Annotated in this window: 33 protein-coding genes and 1 tRNA gene; 32 read left to right on the top strand and 2 right to left on the bottom strand. The window is 48.2% G+C overall.

Annotated features, from left to right (window positions below; all coding sequences use genetic code 11):
• Position 1 precedes the first annotated feature (1 nt).
• The 16 genes from AAB417_03315 (at position 2) to AAB417_03240 (ending at position 13,941) form a co-directional block, all read left to right on the top strand.
• Positions 2-250 carry a hypothetical protein gene (locus AAB417_03315; GenBank protein ID MEK7631028.1) on the top strand — a complete coding sequence of 83 codons (249 nt, stop codon included), beginning with the start codon at positions 2-4 and terminating at the stop codon, positions 248-250.
• A 45-nt stretch (positions 251-295) separates the two neighbouring features.
• The gene (locus tag AAB417_03310) at positions 296-1,234 is read left to right on the top strand and encodes an FAD-dependent oxidoreductase (protein ID MEK7631027.1); all 939 of its coding nucleotides are present in this window, start codon (positions 296-298) and stop codon (positions 1,232-1,234) included.
• Between the two features lie 4 nt (positions 1,235-1,238).
• The gene (gene gap, locus AAB417_03305; GenBank protein MEK7631026.1) at positions 1,239-2,258 is read left to right on the top strand and encodes a type I glyceraldehyde-3-phosphate dehydrogenase; all 1,020 of its coding nucleotides are present in this window, start codon (positions 1,239-1,241) and stop codon (positions 2,256-2,258) included.
• Between the two features lie 3 nt (positions 2,259-2,261).
• Complete coding sequence (locus tag AAB417_03300; GenBank protein MEK7631025.1) at positions 2,262-2,711, top strand: RpiB/LacA/LacB family sugar-phosphate isomerase; 450 nt, start codon at positions 2,262-2,264, stop codon at positions 2,709-2,711.
• The gene (locus AAB417_03295) at positions 2,708-3,346 is read left to right on the top strand and encodes a hypothetical protein (GenBank protein MEK7631024.1); all 639 of its coding nucleotides are present in this window, start codon (positions 2,708-2,710) and stop codon (positions 3,344-3,346) included. Before AAB417_03300 ends, AAB417_03295 begins: the two co-directional genes overlap by 4 nt.
• Before the next feature lie 13 nt (positions 3,347-3,359).
• Entirely contained in the window at positions 3,360-5,630 is a 2,271-nt protein-coding gene (locus tag AAB417_03290; GenBank protein ID MEK7631023.1) for a CapA family protein, read from the top strand.
• On the top strand, positions 5,627-6,514 hold the full coding sequence (locus AAB417_03285; protein ID MEK7631022.1) for a transketolase: 888 nt from the start codon (positions 5,627-5,629) through the stop codon (positions 6,512-6,514). The genes AAB417_03290 and AAB417_03285 overlap by 4 nt, the downstream gene beginning before the upstream one ends.
• Positions 6,507-6,719, top strand: a complete 213-nt coding sequence (locus AAB417_03280; GenBank protein MEK7631021.1) for a hypothetical protein — start codon at positions 6,507-6,509, stop codon at positions 6,717-6,719. The genes AAB417_03285 and AAB417_03280 overlap by 8 nt, the downstream gene beginning before the upstream one ends.
• Positions 6,716-7,720: a transketolase C-terminal domain-containing protein gene (locus tag AAB417_03275; GenBank protein MEK7631020.1), complete on the top strand. Its 1,005-nt coding sequence runs from the start codon at positions 6,716-6,718 to the stop codon at positions 7,718-7,720. Before AAB417_03280 ends, AAB417_03275 begins: the two co-directional genes overlap by 4 nt.
• Positions 7,720-8,709, top strand: a complete 990-nt coding sequence (locus AAB417_03270) for a carbohydrate kinase family protein (protein ID MEK7631019.1) — start codon at positions 7,720-7,722, stop codon at positions 8,707-8,709. Before AAB417_03275 ends, AAB417_03270 begins: the two co-directional genes overlap by 1 nt.
• On the top strand, positions 8,706-9,575 hold the full coding sequence (locus AAB417_03265) for a class II fructose-bisphosphate aldolase (GenBank protein MEK7631018.1): 870 nt from the start codon (positions 8,706-8,708) through the stop codon (positions 9,573-9,575). Before AAB417_03270 ends, AAB417_03265 begins: the two co-directional genes overlap by 4 nt.
• A gap of 12 nt (positions 9,576-9,587) precedes the next feature.
• Positions 9,588-10,568: a D-glycerate dehydrogenase gene (locus tag AAB417_03260; protein MEK7631017.1), complete on the top strand. Its 981-nt coding sequence runs from the start codon at positions 9,588-9,590 to the stop codon at positions 10,566-10,568.
• A gap of 70 nt (positions 10,569-10,638) precedes the next feature.
• Positions 10,639-11,307 carry a 50S ribosomal protein L25 gene (locus AAB417_03255; GenBank protein MEK7631016.1) on the top strand — a complete coding sequence of 223 codons (669 nt, stop codon included), beginning with the start codon at positions 10,639-10,641 and terminating at the stop codon, positions 11,305-11,307.
• Positions 11,288-12,625, top strand: coding sequence for a lytic murein transglycosylase (locus AAB417_03250; protein ID MEK7631015.1), 1,338 nt, complete (start codon positions 11,288-11,290; stop codon positions 12,623-12,625). Before AAB417_03255 ends, AAB417_03250 begins: the two co-directional genes overlap by 20 nt.
• Before the next feature lie 12 nt (positions 12,626-12,637).
• Positions 12,638-13,060, top strand: a complete 423-nt coding sequence (locus tag AAB417_03245; protein MEK7631014.1) for an SET domain-containing protein — start codon at positions 12,638-12,640, stop codon at positions 13,058-13,060.
• A gap of 50 nt (positions 13,061-13,110) precedes the next feature.
• Complete coding sequence (locus tag AAB417_03240; GenBank protein MEK7631013.1) at positions 13,111-13,941, top strand: hypothetical protein; 831 nt, start codon at positions 13,111-13,113, stop codon at positions 13,939-13,941.
• 68 nt (positions 13,942-14,009) lie between these two features.
• Here AAB417_03240 and AAB417_03235 read toward each other — a convergent pair whose 3' ends face one another.
• Positions 14,010-14,744: a PCRF domain-containing protein gene (locus tag AAB417_03235; GenBank protein ID MEK7631012.1), complete on the bottom strand. Its 735-nt coding sequence runs from the start codon at positions 14,742-14,744 to the stop codon at positions 14,010-14,012.
• 8 nt (positions 14,745-14,752) lie between these two features.
• Positions 14,753-14,992, bottom strand: coding sequence for a 50S ribosomal protein L31 (gene rpmE, locus AAB417_03230; protein ID MEK7631011.1), 240 nt, complete (start codon positions 14,990-14,992; stop codon positions 14,753-14,755).
• A gap of 98 nt (positions 14,993-15,090) precedes the next feature.
• On the opposite strand from rpmE, the gene rpsB reads away from it, so the two are divergent.
• From rpsB to AAB417_03150, 16 genes are all read left to right on the top strand, one after another.
• Positions 15,091-15,813 carry a 30S ribosomal protein S2 gene (gene rpsB / locus AAB417_03225; protein MEK7631010.1) on the top strand — a complete coding sequence of 241 codons (723 nt, stop codon included), beginning with the start codon at positions 15,091-15,093 and terminating at the stop codon, positions 15,811-15,813.
• Positions 15,806-16,252, top strand: coding sequence for an elongation factor Ts (locus tag AAB417_03220; GenBank protein MEK7631009.1), 447 nt, complete (start codon positions 15,806-15,808; stop codon positions 16,250-16,252). Before rpsB ends, AAB417_03220 begins: the two co-directional genes overlap by 8 nt.
• A gap of 15 nt (positions 16,253-16,267) precedes the next feature.
• A complete protein-coding gene (locus AAB417_03215; GenBank protein ID MEK7631008.1) occupies positions 16,268-16,705 on the top strand; it encodes a hypothetical protein in 438 nt (145 codons plus the stop codon).
• 11 nt (positions 16,706-16,716) lie between these two features.
• Positions 16,717-16,791 (top strand) — tRNA-Thr (locus AAB417_03210).
• 180 nt (positions 16,792-16,971) lie between these two features.
• Entirely contained in the window at positions 16,972-17,913 is a 942-nt protein-coding gene (locus AAB417_03205) for a ribokinase (GenBank protein ID MEK7631007.1), read from the top strand.
• The gene (locus AAB417_03200) at positions 17,910-18,596 is read left to right on the top strand and encodes a phosphoribosyltransferase family protein (protein ID MEK7631006.1); all 687 of its coding nucleotides are present in this window, start codon (positions 17,910-17,912) and stop codon (positions 18,594-18,596) included. The genes AAB417_03205 and AAB417_03200 overlap by 4 nt, the downstream gene beginning before the upstream one ends.
• Positions 18,597-18,610: 14 nt before the next feature.
• Positions 18,611-19,270 (top strand): HAD hydrolase-like protein, encoded by a 660-nt coding sequence (locus AAB417_03195; protein ID MEK7631005.1) that lies wholly within the window; start codon positions 18,611-18,613, stop codon positions 19,268-19,270.
• Positions 19,267-19,863, top strand: coding sequence for an isochorismatase family cysteine hydrolase (locus AAB417_03190; protein ID MEK7631004.1), 597 nt, complete (start codon positions 19,267-19,269; stop codon positions 19,861-19,863). Before AAB417_03195 ends, AAB417_03190 begins: the two co-directional genes overlap by 4 nt.
• A 239-nt stretch (positions 19,864-20,102) precedes the next feature.
• Entirely contained in the window at positions 20,103-21,377 is a 1,275-nt protein-coding gene (locus tag AAB417_03185; protein ID MEK7631003.1) for an FAD-dependent oxidoreductase, read from the top strand.
• Between the two features lie 45 nt (positions 21,378-21,422).
• On the top strand, positions 21,423-21,704 hold the full coding sequence (locus tag AAB417_03180) for a metalloregulator ArsR/SmtB family transcription factor (protein MEK7631002.1): 282 nt from the start codon (positions 21,423-21,425) through the stop codon (positions 21,702-21,704).
• Positions 21,705-21,712: 8 nt separating this feature from the next.
• On the top strand, positions 21,713-22,996 hold the full coding sequence (locus AAB417_03175) for a cysteine desulfurase family protein (GenBank protein ID MEK7631001.1): 1,284 nt from the start codon (positions 21,713-21,715) through the stop codon (positions 22,994-22,996).
• A gap of 1 nt (position 22,997) precedes the next feature.
• Complete coding sequence (locus AAB417_03170; GenBank protein MEK7631000.1) at positions 22,998-23,675, top strand: iron-sulfur cluster assembly scaffold protein; 678 nt, start codon at positions 22,998-23,000, stop codon at positions 23,673-23,675.
• The gene (locus AAB417_03165; protein MEK7630999.1) at positions 23,668-23,898 is read left to right on the top strand and encodes a ferredoxin; all 231 of its coding nucleotides are present in this window, start codon (positions 23,668-23,670) and stop codon (positions 23,896-23,898) included. The genes AAB417_03170 and AAB417_03165 overlap by 8 nt, the downstream gene beginning before the upstream one ends.
• Positions 23,899-23,904: 6 nt before the next feature.
• Positions 23,905-24,495: a Fe-Mn family superoxide dismutase gene (locus AAB417_03160; protein MEK7630998.1), complete on the top strand. Its 591-nt coding sequence runs from the start codon at positions 23,905-23,907 to the stop codon at positions 24,493-24,495.
• Complete coding sequence (locus AAB417_03155; protein MEK7630997.1) at positions 24,479-24,703, top strand: NifU family protein; 225 nt, start codon at positions 24,479-24,481, stop codon at positions 24,701-24,703. The genes AAB417_03160 and AAB417_03155 overlap by 17 nt, the downstream gene beginning before the upstream one ends.
• Before the next feature lie 59 nt (positions 24,704-24,762).
• A complete protein-coding gene (locus AAB417_03150; GenBank protein ID MEK7630996.1) occupies positions 24,763-26,010 on the top strand; it encodes a trypsin-like peptidase domain-containing protein in 1,248 nt (415 codons plus the stop codon).
• The last annotated feature ends 3 nt before the right edge of the window (positions 26,011-26,013 follow it).

Here is a 26,013-nt window from a genome sequence, read left to right as displayed (position 1 = left end):
AATGATTCTCGAATTTTACGGTCTTGAATGCTCGCATTGCGAGGCTATGAAGCCACTCGTCGAGCGACTGCGCAAAGAAGGTGTTGCGGTAGAATCTCTGGAGGTCTGGCATCAAAAAGAAAATATCGAAAAGCTTCATACCTACGACAAGGGTCATTGTGGTGGTGTACCATTTTTCATCAATCCAGCGACAAGCAAGTGGATTTGCGGCGAGGCCTCCTACGAGGAGCTCAAAAGTCTTGTAGAGTAGGCGTTTTTCCTTTGACCGTTCATATACGCGTGATACAATGCGCACATGTATGATCTTGTTATAATTGGTGGTGGACCGGCCGGCGTTGCGGCAGGGGTCTACGCTGCTCGAAAAAAACTTTCAATCTTACTTATCACAGAAACATTCGGGGGGCAATCCGAAGTATCGGCTGATGTTCAAAATTGGATTGGCACAAAAAATATTTCCGGTTACGATTTAGCACAAAATCTTGAAGGGCATGTGCGCGCCCAAGAATCTGTCACGATTGTGACGGGTGATCGTGCGAAACTTGTCACGCAAGAGCCCGATAAGACCTTTGCGGTACTCACCGACGGTGGTATCACTCATAAGGCAAAAGCTGTTGTTCTTGGTTCTGGCTCACGCAGGCGCAAGCTCGGCATTCCTGGGGAAGAAGAATTTAACGGTAAAGGTGTCGCGTATTGTTCTACCTGCGACGCGCCGCTCTTTGGTGGTAAGGATGTGGCAGTTGTCGGCGGTGGCAACGCAGGGTTGGAAGCCGCTCTAGATTTGGTGCCCTATGCAAAAAAGATTTACTTACTCGAGTACGGCACCGTGCTCAAGGGCGATCCGGTCACCCAAGAAAAAGTACATAAAGCAGGTGTCGAGGTTATTTTCAACGCGCAAACCATTGCTGTTCATGGTGATCGTGATGGCAAATTTGTAGCCGAGCTTGAATATCAAGACAAAGTATCGAGCGAGAAACGGCGCTTGCCCGTTGGCGGCGTCTTTGTTGAAATTGGCGCGGTGCCGAATTCGGAGATGGTTAAAGATTTACTGACACTCAACAAATTTGGTGAAGTCATCATCGATCATCGTACGGCGGCTACCTCACGCGAAGGTATTTGGGCGGCAGGCGATGTGACTGATGCATTATATAAACAAAACAATGTTTCTGCCGGTGACGCAGTCAAGGCCGCACTCTCAGCACATGCGTATCTTCAGCGTACTGGGGAAACAAAATAAATCTATGAGAATTGCAATCAATGGTTTTGGTAGAATCGGGCGTCTCTTTTTGCGTCAGGCATTTGGCGTCAAAAATATTGATATTGTCGCGATCAATGATTTGGGTGATGTCGACAATCTCGCCTATTTGCTCGCTCATGATACGGTTTATGGCAAATGGCATCATGAAGTAAGGGCGGATACCGTCAAGAAAACAATCACGATTGATGGTATCGTCATCCAGTTTGTCCAAGAGCGCGAGATAGCGCATTTGCCGTGGAAAGCTATCGGTGTTGATGTGGTAGTTGAATCGACGGGGCTTTTCGAATCATTTGAAAAAGTGCGGCCACATCTAGCGGCTGGTGCAAAACGCGTAGTTATTACGGCACCTGCAAAGGACAATGATAGCGCTGATGCCAAAACAGTATTGAGTGGTATCAATGAGATCGATCTTAAATCAATCACTATCTCATCAAATGGATCATGTACGACCAATTCCGTATCGCCTGTGATGGCGATACTTTCCGAAAATCCTGGGATTGAACACGCCATGCTGTCTACCGTACACGCTTATACCGCTACTCAGCGCATCGTTGACGGCCCTGACGGTAAGGATTGGCGCAGGGGGCGTGCGGCCGCACAAAATATCGTACCCTCGACGACGGGTGCCGCGATTGCGATTACTCGCGTTGTGCCGAGTCTCACAGGTAAGTTTGATGGCATCGCGCTTCGTGTGCCGGTACCCGCCGGTTCTGTCTCTGACATCACTTTTGTGGCAAAGCGTGCGGTGACTGTAGATGAAATCAATAATATTTTACGCAAAGCCGCAACAGAGCCTCGTTGGGAAGGTATCTTAAAAGTCAGTGACGACGAGCTTGTGTCTTCAGATATTATCGGCGAGTCGTATGGCGCTATCATTGATACAAAGTTTACGCGTGTTGTCGATGGCAAACTCGTCAAAGTTTTGTCGTGGTATGACAACGAGTGGGGGTATGTACACACCCTCGTGCGTCATGTACAGCGTGCCGGTGAATCACTCTCATAATATATGAAAATTTATCTCGCATCAGATCACGCGGGCTTTAGTCATAAAGAAGCTATCGCGCACATGCTTGTCGTAGCTGGTCATGAGATAATCGACTGCGGAGCTGTTTCATACGACGCAGCTGATGACTATCCTGCGTTTATGCATAAAGCCGCGCTCGCGGTGAGCAAAGACTCCGCATCGAGAGCAGTTTTATTTGGTGGCTCGGGGCAGGGTGAGGCGATTGTGGCAAATCGCCGTACTGGTGTACGCGCGGTAGTGTACTATGGTGGTTCACTCGATATCATCAAACTCTCACGCGAGCACAACGACGCCAATGTATTGTCACTCGGTGCTCGTTTTCTCTCTATAGATGATGCGAAGGCCGCAGTATCGTTGTGGCTTGGGACTCCCTTTTCTGCCGATGAGCGTCATGTACGACGCATCGGCGATATTGATAGCAAACACATATGACGGAGATTGTCCCTGCAATCAATGTGCGGACATTTGCCGAAGTTAAAGAGCGAATCCGTACGGCAGAAAAATATGCTCGCTGGGTTCATATTGATGTAGCTGACGGCACATGGACGCCAGATACCGTGTGGCATGATGCAAAAGAGTTTTTTGGTTTTACTTCACCCGTGTCTATCGAGATTCATCTCATGGTTACCAATCCCATGGCTAAGATGGTCGAGTGGCTCAAGACACCTATGGCGCGTCTTATCTTTCATATAGAAGAGGCAGAAGACCCGCGGCGCATGATCCGCATGATTCGTGACGCGGGCAAAGAGGCAGGACTTGCAGTCGCCCCACCCACCGCACCTGATCTTTTATTGCCGTATGCCGATGATGTGCAGCTTTTTCAGATACTCGCAGTATCCCCTGGTCCTTCGGGGCAGGGTTTTGATCAAAAGACATTAGAGAAAATCGCTTTTTTGCGTGAGCGCGCTCCTCACCTACCTATCGAAGTTGATGGAGGTATCAAGATTGGTATCGCAAAGACTTGCGCACATGCAGGAGCATCATATCTCGTCGCGGGTTCAGCGCTTTTTGCGGGCGACTTGCCTTTTGTCGAATCTTTTGAAAGACTGAGAGGCGATGTTATATAGCCTTTATTCTAAAATGTTTTTTCGCGTTAGCACGGCGGTGCTCTTGGGCGTGCTCATCGGCATGCTCGGTTTTGTGGCAGCCGATTATTTTGAAGGGAGTCTTTTTGCTCGCGAACTGGCAAATAATAAACTGGTAAGCAGTCTCGATCCGCTTCGCGCCTCTACGGGCGAGGAGTTTTTTTACCAACCCCTATCTGCGCGCAAACCGCGTATTCCCGAGACGGGGAGAGCGGTGCATGCGGATCTTGCTTCGATGACGCTCGCGCTCTATGAAAATGGTTTAAAAATTACTGAGGTGCCGATTATTTCAAAAGGCAAACCGGGATCTTTCTGGGAAACTCCTACGGGAGAATACCGTGCGCTTACCAAAGAAGAAAATCATTTTTCATCGATTGGACAAGTGTGGATGCCGCATAGTATAAGTTTTTTTGGGAACTTTTTTATTCACGGTTGGCCTACCTACGCATCGGGGGATCCGGTGCCAGAAGGTTTTTCAGGCGGGTGTATTCGTCTGAAGACTGAAGATTCTAAAACAGTCTATGATTTTGTAAGTCACCAAACGCCAATTATCGTCAGCGAAGATACACCGTCGGTTGTAGGTGAACGCGGATATATTGCGCTTCGCAATACGCGCCCACCTTCGTTGTCGGCTGCGGCATATGTCGTAGCGGATATCGATAGCAATTATGTATTTCTTGAGAAAAATAGATCCGAACGGCGTTCGATCGCGTCGATCACAAAACTGATGACAGCAGTCGTTTCGCTCGAAGCTATCAATCAAGAGAGAGATATTGTCATTAATAAAAAAGATGTTGATATCCATGGCGATTCTGGCAGCTTGACTGTCGGGGAGGTGTTCACGGCAAAACAACTTTTAGCTCCTCTCCTTCTTTCTTCTTCAAATGATGCGGCCTATGCGCTTGCCGATATCACCGGCAGAGGACACTTCGTTGAGTTGATGAATAAGAAAGCTGAGGCGCTACAACTTACCAATACCCATTTTTCTGACCCATCAGGTCTCGAGCTCACCAATCAATCAACAGCTGAAGAGCTCGCGTATCTTATCAAATATATACGTGACGAACGATCACCACTGCTCACACTTTCTCGTCAGCGTACGGCAAAACTTGAGACCAATAAAAAAGAACATATCTGGTACAATTTTAACTGGCATAGTGTTGATGATGAATTTTTGGGTGGCAAAGTAGGCTATACGAGTGCGGCAGGTAAAACGATGGTTGCACTCTTTCGCTTGCCGGTATCAGAATTTGCCACGCGCGATATCGCGGTAGTAGTACTCGGATCAAACGATCAAGAGCAAGATGTGCGCAAACTCGTCACATGGGTAAAAGCAAACTTTGTGTACGGTAGTTTGTCTGACGAGAAGCCAGCTGCCGCAGCTCCCATCGTCTCCGATATACGCAAAGATGAGTCCATCAAGCTTCTTTTTACTGGCGATATTATGATGGATAGAGGCATCCGCGCGACTGTTGAGAAACATCGTGGCGACTATCTTTTCCCGTTTGAACACATCACTGAAAAATTGCGCAGTGCCGATCTCGCGTTTGGCAATCTTGAAGGTCCGATATCGGATGTGGGTAGCAAGCAGGGCTCGATTTACTCGTTTCGCATGGACCCCGCGGTGACGAAGGCGCTCTATGATGTAGGGTTTGATATCGTATCGCTCGCTAACAATCATATGGGGGATTATGGTCGTGGGGCGATGGAAGATACCATGCGTCGTTTGCGCCGTGCAGGTATTGAATACACAGGAGCCGGATGGAATAAAAAAGAAGCATATGATGTGACGGTTATTGAACGAGGCGGTACTAAGCTTGGTTTCTTGGGTTTTTCCGATGTGGGGCCGACTTGGATGCAGGCGGGCGACACACTCTCTGGTATCGCGATTGCTGATGTTGAGGTTGTAAAGACGGCTGTTCGACAGGTGCGAGAGAAGGTTGATATACTAATAGTATCGTTTCATTTTGGCGAAGAGTACGAGACTCACTCGCGTCGTGTCCAACAAGATTTGGCGCGCGCTGCGATAGATGCTGGCGCGTCAGTCATTATCGGGCATCATCCGCATGTCGCCCAAGAGATCGAACAGTATCGCAATGGCGTTATCGCCTACAGTCTTGGCAACTTTGTTTTTGATCAGGCGTTTTCATCCGAAACAAAAGAGGCTTTGATGTTTGAGGTGACCATCAAGAATAAGCGTATCGATGATTTTGAAGCAATACCCATCAAGTTCAATGCAGATTTTCAACCAATAATTGCACAATGAATTATGTAGATGATAAAAAAGTAGCCGAACTCGAGATCAAGGCGAATGACATTCGTCAGTCGATCATCGAGATGCTCGTCGCTGCTGGCTCGGGTCACTCAGCGGGGCCTTTGGGTATGGCTGATGTTTTTACCGCTCTTTACTTTCATCTCCTCCGTCACGACCCTAAAAATCCAGCGCTTCCCGAGCGTGATTTTGTCATACTTTCCAATGGTCATATTTGTCCCGTACAGTACGCGACAATGGCGCACGCGGGATATTTTCCGGTAGAAGAATTAAAAACCTTGCGTAAATTTGGCTCACGACTGCAAGGTCATCCGCATCGCACAAAATTGCCCGGCATCGAGGCGAGTTCCGGACCACTGGGTACGGGTATCTCACAAGCAGTCGGCATGGCGCTCGCACTTCGTATGGATAAAAAGACTAACTTTGTATACGCGCTGATGGGTGATGGCGAGCAAGATTGCGGTATTGTGTGGGAAGCTATCATGCTCGCGGGTCGCGAACAGCTTTGGAATCTGATTGGTATTATTGATCGCAACAATATTCAGATAGACGGTTTTACCGAAGATATTATGCCGCTTGAACCGTTGCGTGAAAAATACGAATCATTTGGTTGGCATGTCATCGATGTCGATGGGCATAACATAGAAGAGATTGTAAACGCGGTTAGCGAGGCAAAAGCTATTTATGAAAAGCCAAAGATGATTATCGCGCATACTATTCCGGGTAAGGGAGTTGATTTTATGGAGCGGCGTTTTGAATGGCACGGTAACCCTCCCGGTAAAGGTCCTACCGATACAGTGCCCGCCGATAAACAGGCGGCTGAAGCCCTTCATGAGCTTCGTACACTCAGAGGTCGGATCAAAGGCGAGCATGAGTAGCCAAGATGTTACCACACGCAAGAGCGAGTATCGATTGGCCGCAGTAGGCATTCTCGCAGTAATCGTCGCGATAGCGACTGTCGTACAGATGAATCACATTATTGGCGATATTGATCGCATCACAGCAAGACAGCAAGAACAGCAAGATTTATTACTTAAAAGTCTTCAAGAGCATAACGCAGTAGAAGCACAAGAAACCCAATGATATTTTCAGGCGCACAATTGCATACCGACACTCTCGATATTAAAAAACTCGAGCAAAAGCCCACGCGCGCTGGTTTTGGCGAAGGCCTGGTAGAAGCGGGTGACAAAGATCCGAGTATCGTAGCGCTTTGCGCCGACCTTACTGAATCAACCATGATCTTGCCATTCAAGAAAAAATATCCCACGCGCTTTATCGAGATTGGTGTAGCAGAGCAAAATTTAGCGGGGGTCGCCGCTGGCATGGCTGCTCTTGGTAAGCTTCCCGTCATCTCTTCGTATGCGATGTTTAGTCCCGGGCGCAATTGGGAGCAGATTCGTACTACTATTTGCTACAACGAACAGTCGGTTATCATCGTCGGCTCGCACGCAGGGGTTTCGGTAGGCCCTGATGGCGCCACACACCAAGCCGTTGAAGATATGGCGATCATGCGTGTGTTGCCGGGCATGACGGTTGTATCACCTTGCGATATGATCGAGGCAAAAAAAGCAATATTAGCGGCAGCAGTATTGCGCAAACCTCTTTATTTACGCCTCCATCGAGAAAAAAGTCCTATTTTTACTACCGCCGCGACTCCCTTTGCCATTGGCAAAGCAGAAATATTTTTTGATTCTGATCCAACGGCGTGCGATGTTCTCATCATTGCTACAGGACCGCTTGCGCACAATGCGCTGTTGGCTGCGGGCGAGCTTGAAAAATCCGGAAAAAAAGTGCGCGTGATTAATTGTCATACGATAAAACCACTCGATGAAAAAACTATTTTAGATGCTATCCGTGCGGCGCGCCGCGTAGTCACGGTAGAAGAGCATCAAGTGGCAGGAGGGTTGGGGTCAGTGGTCGCGGAGCTCGCCGCGCGCGAATGCCCTGTGCCTATAGAATTTATTGGTGTACAAAATCGCTTTGGTGAGTCCGGAGAGAAGAACGAGCTCATCGAGCACTTTGGTATGGGTGTCTCACATATTGTCGCCGCGGCCCAAAAAGTTATGAATCGATCTAGCATATAATGATGAGGTATGATTTTGTAGCGATAGGCGATGTTGTCACCGATGCGTTTATTCGTATTGCTGATGCCAACGCCGAAGTGAGAGATGGCAAGCTGTCGCTCGGCTACGGTGACAAGATCCCTTTTGAACGGGCGCATATTATTCCTGCGGTTGGCAACAGTGCCAATGCTGCGGTTGCGGCCGCACGCCTCGGTCTTTCAACTACATTTGTAAGTAATATCGGTGATGATCGCGCTGGTGATGATATTATCACCCAACTTAAAAAAGAAGATGTCGATGCGTCATTTGTGCATCGCAATCAAGGAGTCGCGTCAAACTATCATTATGTACTTTGGTACAAAGATGATCGTACGATTTTGATAAAACACGAACGATACACCTATCATCTGCCAGTTATGGGCGATCCAAAATGGATTTACTTTAGCTCGGTAGGTGAGCACGCAGATCAGTTTCATGATGATGTCTCTACTTATATGCGCCAACATCCTGATGTAAAGCTCGCGTTTCAGCCGGGTACCTTTCAGATAAAGCTTGGCACACACCGATTGCGCGATCTGTATAAGCGCACCGAACTTTTTTTCTGTAATCGAGAGGAAGCAATGCGTATTTTAGAGACAACGGATAATGACATCACCAATCTTGTGCGTGGCATGCATCACCTAGGTCCCAAGCTTGTCGTGATCACTGATGGTCCGAAGGGCGCGTACACTTCTGACGGCACAACGATTTGGTATATGCGCCCCTATCCCGATCCCAAGCCACCCTTTGAGCGCACGGGGGCGGGGGACGCGTTCTCTTCTACTTTTACATCCGCGCTTACACTCGGTCTTACGCTCGAAGACGCCATGCGATGGGGGCCTATCAATTCGATGTCCGTTGTTCAGTATGTAGGTGCACAGGAAGGACTGTTGCGCCGGTCACAGCTTGAAAAGTATCTAGTAGAGGCGCCGGCTGATTATAAACCCAAAGAATTTGCAAAACTTTCATGATTCCACCACTCAAAGAAATATTGGCGCGCGCAACGCACGAACACTGGGCAGTGCCGCATTTCAATGTGCCAAATCTCGAAATGCTCAAAGCAATCATTGAGGCGTGTGTGGAAAAACGCTCACCCGTCATGATAGGTACCTCTGAGGGCGAGCGCGAGTTTATCGGGCTTGAGCAAGCTGTCGCACTCATCAAGAGTTATCGCGATGAATATCAGATGCCATTTTATCTCAACGCGGATCATACAAAATCTGTCGAGAAGGCAAAGGCGGCGATTGACGCTGGATATGATTCTATTCATATCGACCTGTCAAAAGAGTCGCTTGAAGATAATCTTCGCAAAACAAAAGAAGTGGTAGATCACGCGCGGGCAAAAAATGAAGCCATATCGGTCGAGGGCGAGATTGGCTATCTTATGACGGATTCTTCAAAGGTGTATAAAAGCGCCATTGAGGTACCGCCCGAGAGTCTTGCAAATCCTGATGATGCCGCGCGATTTGTCCGCGAGACGGGGGTAAATCGTTTGGCTCCCGCGGTTGGCAGTATCCACGGTATTGCCCTCAATGAGCCACATTTGGATATCCCACGCATCGCGCGTATCCGCGCACTTTTGCCTGACACAGCGTTTGTACTTCACGGTGGCTCGGGTGTGCCGCACGATCAAATCAAGGAGGCGATTACAGTGGGCATTTCAAATATTCATATTTCGACCGACTTGCGTGTAGCGTTTGTTGATACGCTTCGAAAAGAACTTGAAGAAGAAAAAGACGAATACGCGCTTTATAAGATTATGGCGCCGGAAATTGCCGAGGTAAAAAAAGTGGTATTACTGCATATTGACCTTTTCGGAAGTGGCGGAAGAGTGTAAGATATATTTATTATGGCTACAAAAGTATTTATTACAGAAAAGATACCTGACAGGGGGATTCTTAATCTTCAAAAGCAGGGTTATGAGGTGACGGTGAGTGAAAAAGATGGACCGCTCACCAAAGAAGAATTGGTAGCGGCACTCACTGGCAAAGAATATAACGCCGTTTTGTCGCTCTTAACTAATAAGATAGATGAGGAAGTATTTAATGCGGCCGGCAAGCAATGTAAGATCTTCGCAAACTTTGCGGTTGGCTTTGACAATATTAACTTACAGGCGGCACGCGATCGGAGCATGTATATCACCAATACTCCCGATGTACTTACCGAAACAGTTGCCGAGCATACCTTTGGTCTCATCGTTGCGCTTGCGCACCGTATGAGTGAGGGCGATCGCTTTATGCGCAAGGGACTCTATAAAGCGTGGGGGCCAATGTTGCTCTTGGGCACTGATGTCTTTGGTAAAACCTTGGGCATTGTGGGGCTGGGGCGCATCGGCGCGCGCGTTGCTCATCATGCCGTCCGTGGCTTTGAGATGAAGATTATTTACTATGATGTAAAGCGCAACGAACAGTTTGAAAAAGACTATGGCGCCACTTTTGCGCCAACGGTTGAAGAGCTTCTTCCCAAGGCTGATTTTGTCAGCATTCATGTGCCACTTCTCGAATCCACCCAACATCTCATGAACGATGCTCGGTTTAAAATGATGAAAAAAACTGCGTTTCTCATCAATACGGCGCGCGGGCCCATCGTCGAAGAAGAAGCTCTCTATCGGGCGCTTCGTGAGAAAACGATTGCAGGCGCAGCACTCGATGTCTATGAAAAAGAACCAAAGATTGATCCACTGTTCTTTGAGCTCGAAAATGTCCTACTGACCCCGCACATCGCGTCAGCTACTATCGAGACGCGTCAAAAAATGGCTGAGACAGCCGCAAACAACATCATCGAGGCGCTTGCAGGACGCGTACCGCCAAATATCATTGTTGTAAAATAAGATCTTCCCAAAAGTGCTTACTCTCAAAGGGTATCTGGTATTTTTTTAGGGTTTCTGGTATTATAGGGGAATGCAAAAAATACTTGCTAATAAGCGTATCGTTTTCGGTAAAAAAGTAAAAGACCTTCGTGCGCAAGGCCTTGTTCCTGCGATTGTCTATGGTGGCGTAGGTGAGCCATCTTCACTTTCTGTAGGCGCTCAAGAGTTACTCAAGGCATACCGGTATGCCGGTGAGTCAGGCATGATCGAGCTCGATATCAAAGATGGTGGCAAAAAGAGCGTGTTGATCCACGAGATTACTTTTGATCCAGTAAAATCTTTACCGCTCCATGTTGATTTTCATGAAGTGGCAGCTGACAAAACCATTAAGGTTCATGTGCCGATTGCATTTACCGGTGAATCAGAAGCTGTCAAATCTTTGGGCGGCGTTTTAGTGAAAGTGATGCATGAGATAGAAGTTGAAGCATTGCCAAAAGATTTGCCCCACGAGATTTCAGTTGATCTTGGCCTGCTCCAAACATTCGCAGATACTATATCATTAGAAGATATTAAACCTCCTCGCGGCGTACAGATTATAGCTAATAACGATGCTTTGATCGTTAAGGTTGTTCCTCCACGATCAGAAGAAGAGCTCGCATCTCTTGAAAATCAGGTAAGTATAAACCTTGAAGATATTGCAGTAGAAAAGAAGGGCAAGAAAGAAGAGGAGGGGGCAGAAGATGCTTCAGGTGAAGAATAAATATTTATTCGGTGTTCTCCTCATAATTACCGGCATCATTTCAGCCGGATGGTTTGCGCGAGCCCAAGAACTTTCAGGCGCTGTTATCGATCATCGTGCCAAGCTGTTACGCGAACTCGAAGGCATCGAGGGAGAAATCAAACAGTTTGAGGTGCAGATAGAGGGCAAGCGCCAAGAGGCCGCGAGTTTTCAACGCGATATTGATATTTTAGATGCCAAAATAACCAAAACAAAGCTTCAGATCAAGGCTTTTAATCTTACCGTTCAGACACTACAGGGTAAGATTAGTGAAAAAGAAAAAAATATTACAGAAATTATCCAAAAAGTAGATCGTGAGAAGTTGTCGCTTGCCGAAAGTTTGCGTACGCTCGCTGAATACGACGAAGTTTCTTTACTGGAATCGATGCTCGCGTATGAGAAAATGTCAGACTTTTTGGGTGATATTGAGTCGCTTGATACGGTACAAGAGTCATTGCAGGATTCTTTTAATATTCTCCGCACTACCAAAAAAGAGGAAGAGGTCGCCCGCGACGAGTTTGTCGACAAAAAACAAGAACAATCCGAGCTTCGCGCCCTGCAAGAGCTTGAGCGCAAGCAGCTAGAGGCGCAAGAGCGTGAGCGCAAAGATCTTTTGAAAGCTACGAAAGGCAAGGAGTCAGAATACAAAAAACTTGTTACCGACAGGCAAAAGAATGCCGCGAGCATTCGTACTCAACTCTTTTTGTTGCAGGGCTCCCCCTCGATCCCTTTTGAAAAGGCGGTCGAATATGCAGAAAAGGCCTCAAAGAAAACAGGTGTACGCCCGGCCTTTATTCTTGGTGTTATTGGGCAGGAATCAGCACTGGGGAGCAATGTGGGCCAGTGTAATTTGCCTACAAGCTCTGATGCTAAAAAATGGCGCGCCATCATGAAACCTGCGCGCGATCACGCCCCCTACTTGCGTATTACCGCGGCCCTCGGCCTCAATCCTGACACCATGCCACTCTCGTGCCCGATGTCTGTCGGATGGGGAGGTGCGATGGGGCCCGCACAATTTATCCCATCGACATGGGAACTTTATATATCAAAAATTGCGGCGGCAACCGGCCATAACCCGCCCAATCCATGGGTCCCTGAAGACGCGTTTATGGCGTCAGCTATTTATTTGGGCGAGCTTGGCGCGAACACGCGCGCGGGCGAGCATACGGCGGCCGCAAAATATTTTGCTGGTGGCAATTGGAAGTCATCACTGGGTCGTGCGTACGGCAATCAAGTACTTGCCAAAGTTGAGAAATATCAAAGTCAGATCGATCTTATCCAAGGTATCGCGGGACGCTAACAACCTCTCTTTATGAAAAAAAACCTTTTAGTACAAGGCATTGGTATTCGTATACAGAAAACAAAAGATCGCGGGCGGGGGATTATTGCCGAACGCAATTTCAAAAAAGGCGATGTGATTGAGGTTGCTCCTGTGATTGTGATGTCAGCGGCTGAGAAAGAATATATCAAAAAAACCGAGCTCTTTAATCATTATTTTGATTGGGGTACTGACTCAAAAAAAGCGGCTATATGCCTCGGGCTTGGGTCTATCTACAACCACAGTTGGACGCCAAATGCCAAGTATGTGTATCGCGAAAAAGACGAAGTGTTGATATTTACTGCTATCAAACCCATCAAAAAAGGTGAGGAGATTTGTACGAGCTACAATGGTGACGCCGCTGACAAAAGCCCCTATCGTTTCCGTAAAAACGGAAAGATGGTTGATGCGCAATAGCTGTGGATAACCCCCCCATTTTTTTTTGGAAGAGTTATACTAAAACCAATATGAAAAAAATCATTTTCGGGACAATTATTGGATTGTTTGCGATGGCATCTACCGCGTCTGCGGCAGGACTTACTCAGCAGCAGATTGATGCGATACTCGGACTTCTGCGCTCGTTTGGTGCAGAAGCTAGCGTTGTCGCTAACGCCGAGTCTTCACTCACGGGCGGAGCTCCCACGACATCACCGACAGCATGGTGCCATACCTTTAATATAAATCTTAAAGTAGGAGATAAGGGTTTAGAGACAGGTCACTTAATAAGAGCTCTGGCAAAAGAAGGAAATAGCTTTTCTGATTACTCAACTGGAGAAAATTTTGGAATAGCAGTTTTTGAAGATGAGGTCGCCTCAGCAGTCGTCGGTTTCCAAGAAAAATATCGCAGCGAAATTTTGACACCAAACGGTCTTTCACACGGTACTGGCTATGTTGGCTCCGCAACACGCAAGAAATTAAATCAGCTCTATGGGTGTGCAAGCAATAATCAAAATAGCGAACTTACGGGGATTATTATAAACGTTCCTCAGCCAAATGATTCGGTGGCATTGCCAGTTAGTGTAAAGGGATCCATCAATGGCAATGGATGGTTTGGGAATGAAGGCGAGGTAGGCACGGTACGGGTATATGATGCAAATAATAAACCGATTAGTAACACAGAAATTTTAGTGGCGACAAGTGACTGGTTGAAGCTTCCTACCTCCTTTGAGGCTATGGTTGGAGACAGAGAGACGATGAGTTATTTAGAAACTCCCACCGGTTATCTAAAATTTAGTAGCGAAGGAGAGAAGGATGACGATGTCGGAAAAAAATTTATCGTTCCCATTCGATTCAAGTAATTATATAGGCCCTTGATTAGACCGCTGGATGGTGGAGAATGTTGGGATGTGGATAGCGGTATCATTCTTCAGGTAATATCAAGACATTGTTTCGCAAACGCTTTGACGATCTGGTCAAAGTCGCCACTCAAGATCTTTTCGATGTTGTGCCACTTTTTGCCGATGCGGTGATCGGTGATGCGGTCTTGAGGAAAGTTGTAGGTGCGGATTTTCTCTGATCGGTCTGCGGTGCCGATCTGGTCTCGGCGCTCTGATTGCCTTTCTCCTGCCGCACCCACATGTTGTGCCTCATAGAGTTTTGCACGCAAGACATCCATCGCTCGTTCACGGTTGGCAAGCTGTGAGCGTTCTTCTCGTGATGAGACGACGATGCCGGTAGGCTTATGGGTAAGGCGCACAGCGGTCTCTACTTTGTTTACATTTTGTCCGCCGGGGCCTCCCGCGCGTGAGAAACTTACTTCAATATCCCCATTGTTGATGACGACCTCGCGTGCTTCTACCATTTTGAGTATGGCGACAGAGATGGTGGATGTATGAATACGCCCTGCCTTTTCGGTCTTGGGGATACGCTGTACGCGGTGTACGCCTGACTCGTTTTTGAAAGCGGCATGTGCGCCGGTACCTTTGATTTCATAGATAGCTTCTTTGATGCCGCCTACTTCAGCTTTTGATTCGCTAATCAAAACTACGCGCCAGCCTTGTCGCTGGGCGTATTTGGTATACATCGAGGCAAGTTCTCCCGCAAAAAGCGCGGCCTCATTGCCCCCGACGCCTGCGCGTACTTCGAGGATGACTCCGTCCATAGATGATGTTATTTACGAGATTTACCTCGGCGAGTGGGTTTGTCAGATACCTTGGTAAGGCGCTTCTTGAACTTGTCTACACGACCGGCAGTGTCGATAAGCTTTTCTTTACCGGTGTAGTAGGGGTGGCATTGTGAGCAAATTTCAACTTCAATCGACTGTTTGGTCGATCCAAATTTCATCTTATTTCCGCACGCGCAAGCGATGATTGCATCGGCGAAGTATGGTGGGTGAATATCTGCTTTCATATAAAAGGTTTTGCCAATACCAGCTAGGATATCAGGAAAGTCCTTTCCGTGCAAGGGGCTTGCCAAACCGATACTCTTTTCGTATACTGGAGAACATTATGCAACCGACGCCAGCCGCAGAACGCGAAGGATACGACGCAAAATTTGACCCACTCCTCAAGGCAGGGGTTCATTTTGGCTATGCACGCACACGCCGTCATCCTCGTATGCGCCCCTTTATCGCGGGCGTAAAGAGCAATATGGAAATTTTCCAGCTCGACAAGGTATGGGATCATCTCGAGCTTGCACTCGCGTATGTAGAGCAGCTCGGTCGCGACAAGCATCCTATGTTGTGGGTAGGTAGCAAGCCGGCAGCAGCTCCTTTGGTAAGGGCAGCGGCGCTCGCGCTTGGTCATCCCTATGTCACGACTCGTTGGCTTGGCGGCATGCTTACCAATCACAAGATCATTCGTGATCGTATCAACTACTGGCAAGATTTACTCTCAAAACAAAAATCAGGCGAACTCCAAAAATATACCAAGCACGAACAGCTTCGCATCCAGCGCGAGATTGATCGCCTTACGCGCGACTTCGAGGGCGTGGCGAATCTCAATGGTATGCCCAAGGCAATGTTTGTCATCGACGCGGGCGAGGAAGGTATCGCGGTCGCAGAGGCAAAGGTAAAAAAAGTTCCTATTATCGCGCTCATCAACAGTGACTGTGATCCGGCATCAGTGACCTATCCGATTCTCGGCAACGACAACGCCACAAAGAGCATCAATTTTGTCATCAACAAGATAACCGAGGCATATCGCAAAGGACTCGCCGAGGCGCATGAATAACGATCTTCTCAAAAAACTTCGCGAAGAAACTGGAGTATCGGTAGCGCTTATTCGCAAAGCGCTTATTGAGGCAGGTGACGACGAGGTAAAAGCTCGCGAAGCGCTTACAAAGCTTGGAGCTGACGCCGCCGCCAAAAAAGAATCACGCGAGACCAATGCGGGTCGCATCGAGGCGTATATCCACAGTGGTTCGCGCGTAGGCGTATTGCTCGAGATCCGATCAGAGACTGATTTTGTCTCACGCAACGAGGAGTTTGTAAAACTTGCGCATGAAATAGCTATGCATATCGCGGCTACAAATCCGGCATCAGTGGCAGAGCTTTTAGCTCAACCTTTTGTTAAAAATCCTACACTGACTATTGCTGATCTCATCAGCGCGTCGTCAGCATCTTTTGGCGAACGCATTATAGTCGGGCAGTTTGTCCGCTACGAGCTCTAGAGGTACACTATGGGCATGGTGATACTTGTCGCCGCATTTCTTGTTGGAATCGTAGGTATGCTTGCCGTGCCACTACGGCACTTGCACGAGATTCGTGTGTCTACCCAGACGGAAGGCATGGCTCCCGAACAGTCTCCTGAAAACGCCGTAGTGCGTTCATATGTGGTGAATCAGCTCGATCGTCTTGATCGCTGGTACCGTGTGAGTGCAAAAGAATTGTTTCTCAAGCTCATTGACCGCGTTCTCAAATTATTTGAGCGACTCGCGGGTCATATGGCGGGGCAGACCAAAGAGATGCGCATGATGATTCAAGAGCGTTTTCGCGTGATTCCACGCGAATCAAGCTATTGGAAACAGATGCATACATGGAAAAAAGTAAGTAATGTATCTCGAAGCCGTATCTTGGGTGATACCGATCCGCACGGCAAAGATATTTCCAACCACGCCCGTTAAAAAATAATAACGCCACCTTAGCTCAGTGGTAGAGCAACGCTTTTGTAAAGCGAAGGTCCTCGGTTCAAATCCGAGAGGTGGCTCCAATATTAGACTTTCTGATTTTTGATTAATAATTTGTCGGATAATATGCAGGAGGAGCATACGGCTAATTTTTTCCCAATTGAAAAACACCTCTTTACAATAACTATTTTTTGTGTTAGTTATAGAACGAATTATAAAATTGTTTTGAGGTGTTCATTGAAAACCTAAAACGGAGGACAGCCATGATTTCCAGAGTATGTGTGCTGGGAAGTATCAACATGGACGTGGTTGTCCGTGTTGAAAAATTCCCGATAGTAGGAGAAACGATCACGGGTCTTTCTTGCGACCTTATGCCAGGTGGTAAAGGCGCGAATCAGGCCATTGCAGTTGCCAATATGGATGTTCCGGTAGACTTAATCGGAGCACTAGGAGGCGACGAGTTCGGAAAACTGCTACGCAGTCATTTGATTAGCGCCGATGTGGATGTCGACGCTATTGAGCAAACAGGATCATCATCTGGTACGGCGATTGTCGCTGTGGACGACGGGGGCAACAATCAAATTATTGTCATTCCTGGGAGCAATTCATTACTTCAACGGAAGACGATTGAGCGATACTTGGAGCGACAGAGTTCTGCCGTCAGGTATCTCATCTCACAATTTGAAGTCCCTCTCGATCACATTCGTTACGCCTTCAGTAAGGTGAAAAGTTGGGGAGCAGTAACAATCCTCAATCCCTCACCTATGCAACCGATTCCACATGAGCTTATTGAGCAAACAGACATGTTTGTACTCAATGAGTTGGAGTTGGCGCAAGCCGCAGGTATGGCGGGGACGATCTCGTCGCCAGACGAAGTCGCGCAAGTGGCTCTCGAATGGGCGCGAAGAATAGGTAACAAAATCGTCGTGGTCACACTTGGCGAAAACGGTCTTGTCGCGATACAAAACGGACGAGTGATCAAACAGACAGCGCAAAAGGTTTCTCGCGTGGTTGATACCACCGGAGCTGGTGACTGTTTCTGCGGATCGCTTGTCGCATTCTTGCATAAAGGCTACTCACTTAATGAGAGTTTGATCTTCGCTCAAAAAGCAGCGGCATACAGCGTCCAACGAAAGGGCGCAAGTCCATCGTTTCCAAAGCTGGACACGTTTAACCTCGACAAGATGAAAGGAGAAACGAAATGAAGACGACAGTTTGGAATCAGGAAATCGGCGACCACACAGCACAGCTTCTGTTTGAGACGGAATCATATCTCGTTGACTTCCAGAGGAAGCGCGAGGACTGGTTCGTCTGGAAGAGTGGTATTCGGGCTCCCTGCTATTGCAATTGCAGATACCTCAACCGCTCGTACCTCGCCTACGAGGCGTGCACAGCGTACATTGAGACGATCATTCGTCTCAAGTTTCCGGAAACGCAGATCGTCGTCGGCTTGGCTTCGGCCGGGGTATCCTGGGCAGCGCGGATTGCGACTCGCATGACGCTCCCCATGGCCTTCATCCGAGGTACGCCGAAGGGCTATGGCGTTGGGCAGTTGGTTGAGGGGAACCCCGAACATAACCTTAAGGCCGTGATCATCGACGATCTCTGTGGTAGCGGTGACACCATCCTCAAGGGAATCGAGGCGCTTGACTGGGAATTCCATATCAAGACGCTCGGGTTCATCACCATCACCAACTGGTGCTTCGAGAGCATGTGGAAGAAGTTTGAGTCGCTCAACTTGGGCGGTATCTACTCTCTCACGAGCTATCCGAACGTCCTCAAGGTTGGTGTGCGGTTGGGCTATCTCACGCAGGAACAGGCCGAAATGCTCGAGGAGTTCTACAAGGCTCCCAGGGCATACGACTGGCCGCTTCTGAAGGAAGCGTAGGAGGAGGGTGATAAATGAAAAAGTATCGCCTGCTCTTTCTCGATTTTGACGGCGTAATCTCCAATAGCTTGCAGATTTGCATGGAGGAGATTAACCGTCTGCGGGAGAAATTCCCGACAATTCCCGAAGTCAGAACTCGCGAGGATATGACACGGGTGTACGGCGTTGAGCTACGATACTCGCTCTATCCTTTCGGTTTAAATGAGGAGGAAACAGGGATATTCTTTGATCGCCATTCAGGTGCGATGAATCAGCGTGCCACCGAAGTGGAACCGTTCCACCAGGTGGTGCGTGCTCTATCGTGCTGCTCTTTGCCAAAAATCATCATCACTTCAAGCTATTCGGAGGCGGTGTACGCCATTCTCCGCAAGTGTGAAGAGTTCGATGAAAATTTCGTGCAAGGAGTCTACGGCAGAGAACATCGCAAAACAAAGACGGAGAAAATTCGTAGCGCGCTCGCTCTGTACAATGCCGACGTTACGGAAACATTGTATATCGGCGATCTCGCGAGCGACGTACTCTACTGTCGCGATGTTCCGGTGGACATCGCTTGTGTCGGTTACGGATATCATCCGCCGAGTTACTTGAAAAAGTTCTCACCAAAGTGCATCCTAGAGACAGCGGAAGACTTCGCGGAGTTTCTGCAAGGTCTTTCTCCAAAAACACAACCATGAAAGGAGAAAATATGAATACAGCACTCATCCTTATCGACTTCATCAATGAGATCGTTGATGAAAAAGGAAGGTTCGCGGGCAAGGGCTATCCGGCGTTTGTAAAAGCGCACGGAACGCTCGAGAACGTAAACACCGCCATTACGAGGGCGAGAGCAAAGAACATGCCCATCGTCTTCGTGCGGGTCGGCTTCTCAAGCGACTATCGCGAATGGCCCGAGTCCTCCCCGCTTTTTGGAGTCGCCAAAAAGTTTGGTGCGCTCCAGCTCGGTACTTGGGCGACGGAGATCCATCAGTCTCTGAAAAAGACCGATGCAGATTTCCTCGTCACCAAGCACCGCGTGAGCGCTTTCTACGCGACCTCTCTTGAGGTAATTCTTCGGACGCTCAAGACGGATACCCTCCTGTTGGGCGGTGTCGCAACGGACTTGGCCGTTCAGTCGGCCGCCCGAGAAGCGCATGATCGCGACTTCCGAGTCGTGGTGCTCGAAGATCTTTGCGGTGCTGGCAACGAAGAAGATCACGCACAAGCGCTCCATTCTCTTGCCAAGGTCGCAACGGTTGCAAAAAGCACCGATGTTCCCGAGCTGAACTAATCTCAGTTCATACAAACCTAATGGGCTCTGTGGATACCATCCGCAGAGCCTTTTTTCTTTCCGCAAAAATCTGAGGAATATTTCTCCTGTATCCGCTTGTGAGGCAAACTTGTAGTGCGTTGCTTTGCAGTGGGCTTCCGCAGTTTAGAAATTTTTAATAAAGCGAAGGTCCTCGGTTCAAATCCGAGAGGTGGCTCCATCAACAGCTCGCTTCACTAATCTCGTGATATACTCACCGCATGCATCATAAACCGTTGGTTGTGATTTTGGGTGGTGGGTATGGCGGCATTCGTGTTGCGCGCGATTTGGCAAAGAAAAAAGTTGCGCAAGTTATCGTTGTCGATCGCAATCCGTATCACATGCTCTACGCACAGTTTTATGAGATGGCGACACTCTTTCGTCCTGAACAGTTGCCCGAGACCAAAAAACAACAGCGCACTGAAAACCGTGAATTACTCACATCGGCCGCAATTCCTCTGCGTGATATCTTCGCGCACATGCCAGCGGTAAAGATTGAGCAAGGCGAGATAACTTCAGTAGATCCCGAAACGCGCTCTATTATTTTTGATACGGGGCGCAAGCTACACTATGACTATTTGGTGGTAGGACTTGGTAGCAAGACAAATTATTTTTCTATACCGCATCTTGAGCAAAACTCTATTGGTCTAAAATCAGTCAATGAGGCTGGCAATATTCGTAATCGCATCGATGAGCTTTTTCTAACAACGCCAAAACATAAAAAAATCACCGTGGTCATCGGCGGCGGGGGATTTACAGGCGTTGAGCTTGCAGGCGAGCTCGTAGGATATATGAAAAAACTCTCGCACCTCCATGGCCGCCCTACGGGCAACTGGGCATGTGTCGTAGTGGAGGCGGGTGCAGGCGTGCTTGGCACATCGGCACCGTGGGCGCGCGCGCGCGCGGCTCGTCGTCTCAAAGATTTGGGCGTGACAGTGCTCGCAGGTAGTGCCATCGTCGATGTGTGGCCAAACCTTTTATATCTGGGCAAAGAAAAGCGGCCGTTTGGTTTTGATCTTTTGATATGGACGGCAGGTGTGAAAGGCGCGTGTGAAGGCTCGATCGTCAAAGGAGTGGGCGTTGATAAAAAAATGTGTCTGACCGCTGATCCTAATCTGCGCGTAAGCCCGTATCAAAATATTTTTACGGTGGGGGATACAGCATCAACCTTTGATAAGAAAACGGGTGCACCCATGCCTATGACCGCGCAAAAAGCACTTCATGAAGGCGCATATGTGTCGCGTGCTATTCGTGTGCTTATAAAAAATCCCAAGGCGACGCCGGCACCTTACAAGCCAAAGCCGTCCAAGTTTATCATCCCTATTGGTGGTAAATTCGCGCTTTTGGAAGCTGGTAGTTTTCGCTGGACTGGTTTTTTTGCGTGGGTGCTCAAGTATGTCGTACTCATCAAGTATCTTGTGACCATTTTGCCTTTGGGTACCGCGCTCCGCTACGCAGTGCACGAACTGCGCCTTTTTGTACGAAACGACGCGTAACACCGCGCGCTTGACTTTTAGCTAGAAATATAGATACTTGTCTATATGTCCGATGCGCCCGCACACTCGTGCACAAATTGCTTTCGGGTACTCTCTGATAGTACCCGTCTTCGTATTTTGCGTGAGATCAAGACAAAACAAGTCAATGTCGCTCACATAACCGAGGTTATGAGCGTCACGCAACCCACCGTCTCCTATCACCTCAAAATGCTCGATGATATGGGGCTTATCACAAAAGAACGCAAGGGCCGCGAGATCTACTATTCATTCAATGAAAATTTTCCATGCAAAGGATGCGGCGTATTTTCAGCGGAGATCAAAGTCTAAAAATCCAAATGAATACTGACAACATCAAACGAATCTATATGGATCACGCAGCCGCGACTCCGCTCGACGGGCGTGTTTTGGCTGCCATGACACCATATATGACCGAAGAGTTTGGCAACGCGGGCTCACTCTATCGCGAGGGGCGACGCGCCAAAGATGCTGTTGATACTGCGCGCACGACTATCGCAAATATTTTAGGCGCGCACGCCGATGAGGTTATTTTTACATCGGGCGGTACTGAGGGTGATACGATGGCACTCGCAGGTGTCGCACGAGCATACGCTGATAAGGGTCGCCACATCATCTCGACTACTATTGAACACCATGCCGTACTCCACACACTCGACGCACTCAAAAAAGAGGGTTTTGAGATCACACTCGTGCCGGTAGGACAAGATGGCATTGTCGATCCACAAGATATCGAGCGCGCGCTCCGCGCCGATACGATTTTGGTATCAGTCATGTACGCCAACAACGAGATTGGTACTATCCAGCCCGTAGCGGAGATCGGCAAGATTGTACGCAAGTATCGCGCAGCAAAAGCTGACTTGTCGAGTGGTCCTTTTTTTCATACTGACGCGTGTCAGGCGGCAGGATATCTCGATTTAAATATCACAAAACTTAACACTGATATGCTCGTACTCAACGGATCAAAAATTTATGGGCCCAAGGGATCGGGCGTTTTGTATCTCCGCCGTGGCACGCGTATGCGCCCCATTATTTTTGGTGGTGCACAAGAAGGCAAGCGCCGAGCTGGTACTGAAAATGTCGCAGGTATCATAGGTCTCGCAGCCGCTCTCCAGATCGCGTCAGACGCGCGAGAGGCAGAATCAACGCGCCTTGAAGATTTGCGTCATTACTTTACTTCACGCCTCACGCGCGAGATTCACCGCACCGTACTCAATGGAGATGCCACGCGCCGCCTGCCAAACAATATCAATGTCTCTATTCTTGATATAGAAGGCGAGGCGACCCTTTTGTATCTTGATGTACACGGTATCGCATGTTCTACCGGATCAGCGTGCACTTCTGAATCGCTCGATCCTTCGCATGTGATCTTGGCACTTGGCCGCCCCTATGAGTATGCTCATGCTTCCATTCGATTTACGCTCGGTAGAAACACAACTAAAGAAGAAATCGATAAAGTGATGGAGGTACTCCCTGATGTGGTGAAAACACTCCGGCGCATCTCTCCGATAACGGTCTCGGAAGACGCTACAGGCATGTCGCATCCAGAAGCGTTCGCAGGAGAGGGATTACGAGTGAAGGCAACTTCAAAAAACTATAAATAATATGGATACACAAGACAACAAACAACTAACAGGGGCAAAGATCGATGTCATCAACCACTACACGGGTGAGAAGTGGTATTACTCCGACATCGTCAAAGAACATTTTTTCAAACCCCGCAATATTTTACTCGACGCGCCCGTCGAGGATGAGTATGACGCATCGGGCATGGTAGGTAGCCCCGCGTGCGGCGATATGATGAACATGTGGATCAAAGTCGATCCCGAGACGGGTCGCATCAAAGATCTCAAATGGAAAACATTTGGCTGTGGTTCGGCGATTGCCGCAACCTCAATGTATTCAGTGATGCTCACCGAAAATGATGGTCTGACGGTTGACCAAGCACTCAAAGTAAAACCCCAGCATATCATGCAGCGGTTGGGCGGCCTTCCAAATCGTAAGATTCACTGCTCGGTGTTGGCCGACAAAGCATTTCAAAAAACGGCAAATGATTATTACCGCAAGACAGGCCAGAACGAAAAAATCGTGGTTGAAGGCGCGCGCGTGATTGATGACAGGCTTAATATCACCGATAAAGATATCGAAGAAGCGGTGCTCGAGGGTGCGCAAACCTTGGAAGAAGTACAGAAAAAGCTTAAAGTGGGTGTAGGGCTCAGTGAAGAAGCTATCACGGATATTGAGCAACTTATTCGCTTTTACGCTGAAAAATATTATGGCTAATATACCAAAAATCGCCCGCATTCATGTTGATCGCGATCTTTGCATTGGGGCGGCATCATGCGTGGCAATCGCACCGGGCGTTTTTTCACTCGACGAAGAAAACAAGGCAATCGTCACCAACCCAAAAGGCGCTGATGATGAGACGATATTGCTCGCGGCACAATCATGCCCTACGCGCGCCATTCTTTTATTTGATGAACAAGGCAATCAAATCTATCCATAAAATATTATGCACACACCAAAACCATTAAAATACACAAAACTCGAAGGCATCTCTGAGCGTCAGCTCAAAGAACATCACGATGTGCTGTATGCCGGCTATGTAAAGAAAGTTGACGAGATAGATGAAAAGCTCAAGTCAGCTGATCTTGCGTCAGCCAACGCTACTTTTTCCGACCTTCGTGCGTTAAAGATAGAAGAGACCTTTGCATTAAACGGCGTGAAGCTCCATGAGGGCTATTTCGACAATATGTTCGAAGGTACTTCTGCGCCAGCAGGTATCATTGCTGATCTTATTATTCGTGACTTTGGTTCGGTAGAGCATTGGGCAGCCGAGTTCAAAGCCCTCGGGCTTTGTGCGCGCGGTTGGGTAGTGCTCGCCTATGACCTTGATGACAAGCGTTTGCGCAATGTCGTGTGTGATACGCACAACCAAGGTGGCGTATGGAATTCGGTGGCGCTTCTGGTCATGGATGTCTATGAGCACGCGTATTTCATTGACTACGCTACCGCACGCAAAGCGTATATCGAAGCATTCTTCAAAAATATCGATTGGTCGCATGTATCCGGCTTGATAGAAAAATATGGAATCAGAAATTAAAAAAGTACTCAAAGAGCAGGTAAGCCCTATGCTGGCATTCCACCGCGGAGATGCGGAGTTTGTTTCCTATCAAGATGGTGTTGTAAACTTACGCCTCAAAGGTACTTGCAAGGGTTGTCCGCTCGCAGCTCTCACCCTCAAAGAAGGCATCGAGATGATCCTCAAAGAAAACTTCAATGGCATCGAGAGAGTCGAAGCCGTCGAATAACCTTTGCAGACAGGCAATTTTATTGTATAATCACCTTAGTCAGATAAGCTGGTTTTTCTATGGAAGACCTCACTAAAACACAACTTGTACTACTCTTTTTACTGATGAGTATCGTCGTATCATTTACCACGGCGATAGTTACGGCTGCGCTCTATGATCAATCACCGCAAACGGTCACGCAGACTATCCAGCGCGTTGTTGAAAGGACTGTTGAGGCGGTGAGCAACAATGATGATTCAAATTCAGATGACAAGGGTAAGACCATAAATGTCATCACCGAAGAACAGCGAGTGGTTGATGTGGTACGCCGCGTCTCACCAGCTGTCGTGAGTATTATCGCCACCAAAGATTTACCCAAGGTTGAGCAGTGTATGGTTTCGCCGTTTGGCGAGGATGACGCGCTGAGCCAATTTTTCCCTGATTTTCGTGTACCCGCGCTTTGTCAAAAAGGCACTCAAAAGCAACAAATATCTGCGGGATCTGGTTTTATCGTGCGCGATGATGGCCTTGTTGTAACAAATCGCCATGTGGTACAAGATCGCGACGCTGAATACACGGCACTTATGAATGATGGTAAAAAATACATTGCCAAGGTACTTGCCCGCGATCCGCTTCAAGATGTAGCCATTCTTAAAATTGATGCCAAGGGTCTTCCTACTATCGCGCTTGGTGACTCTGCATCAGCACAGCTTGGTCAAAAAGTAATCGCCATTGGTAACGCACTTGGCGAGTTTCAAAATACTATTTCGGTAGGTATCGTCTCAGGGTTGAGCCGCACCGTGGTTGCATCAGGATTTGAATTGCGTCAGCTTATCCAAACCGATGCCGCTATCAACCCGGGTAATTCAGGTGGTCCACTCATCAATCTTTCAGGCGAGGTGATAGGTGTCAATACGGCAGTCGCCTCAGGCGCAGAAAATATTGGCTTCGCGCTACCTATCAATATCATCAAAAAAGATATCAGTGATGTTGAGAAGTTTGGCAGGATATCTTATCCGTTTCTCGGTATACGATATATCATGCTCGACGGCGATATTGCGAAAGAACGCAAGCTATCAATTACCGAGGGCGCCTTGTGTGCGAGTGATGATGGTAGTCCCGCAGTGACCGCAGGTTCTCCTGCAGACAAGGCAGGGATCAAGACTGGTGATGTGATCACCGAATTCGGTGGTGAGAAACCAACCGTTACCAATCCCTTGGCCGAGCTCATCCAAAAGCATAAAGTAGGCGAGACTATATCAGTAAAGTTTATCCGTGACGGCAAAGAGCAAGCGATTCAGTTAGCACTCGTAGAGCGTAAATTCTAAACA

Source organism: Patescibacteria group bacterium, from assembly GCA_038064855.1.
Taxonomy (GTDB): Bacteria; Patescibacteriota; Minisyncoccia; order Ryanbacterales; family GWA2-47-10b; genus SICQ01.
This window is presented reverse-complemented; position numbering and strand designations above follow the sequence as displayed.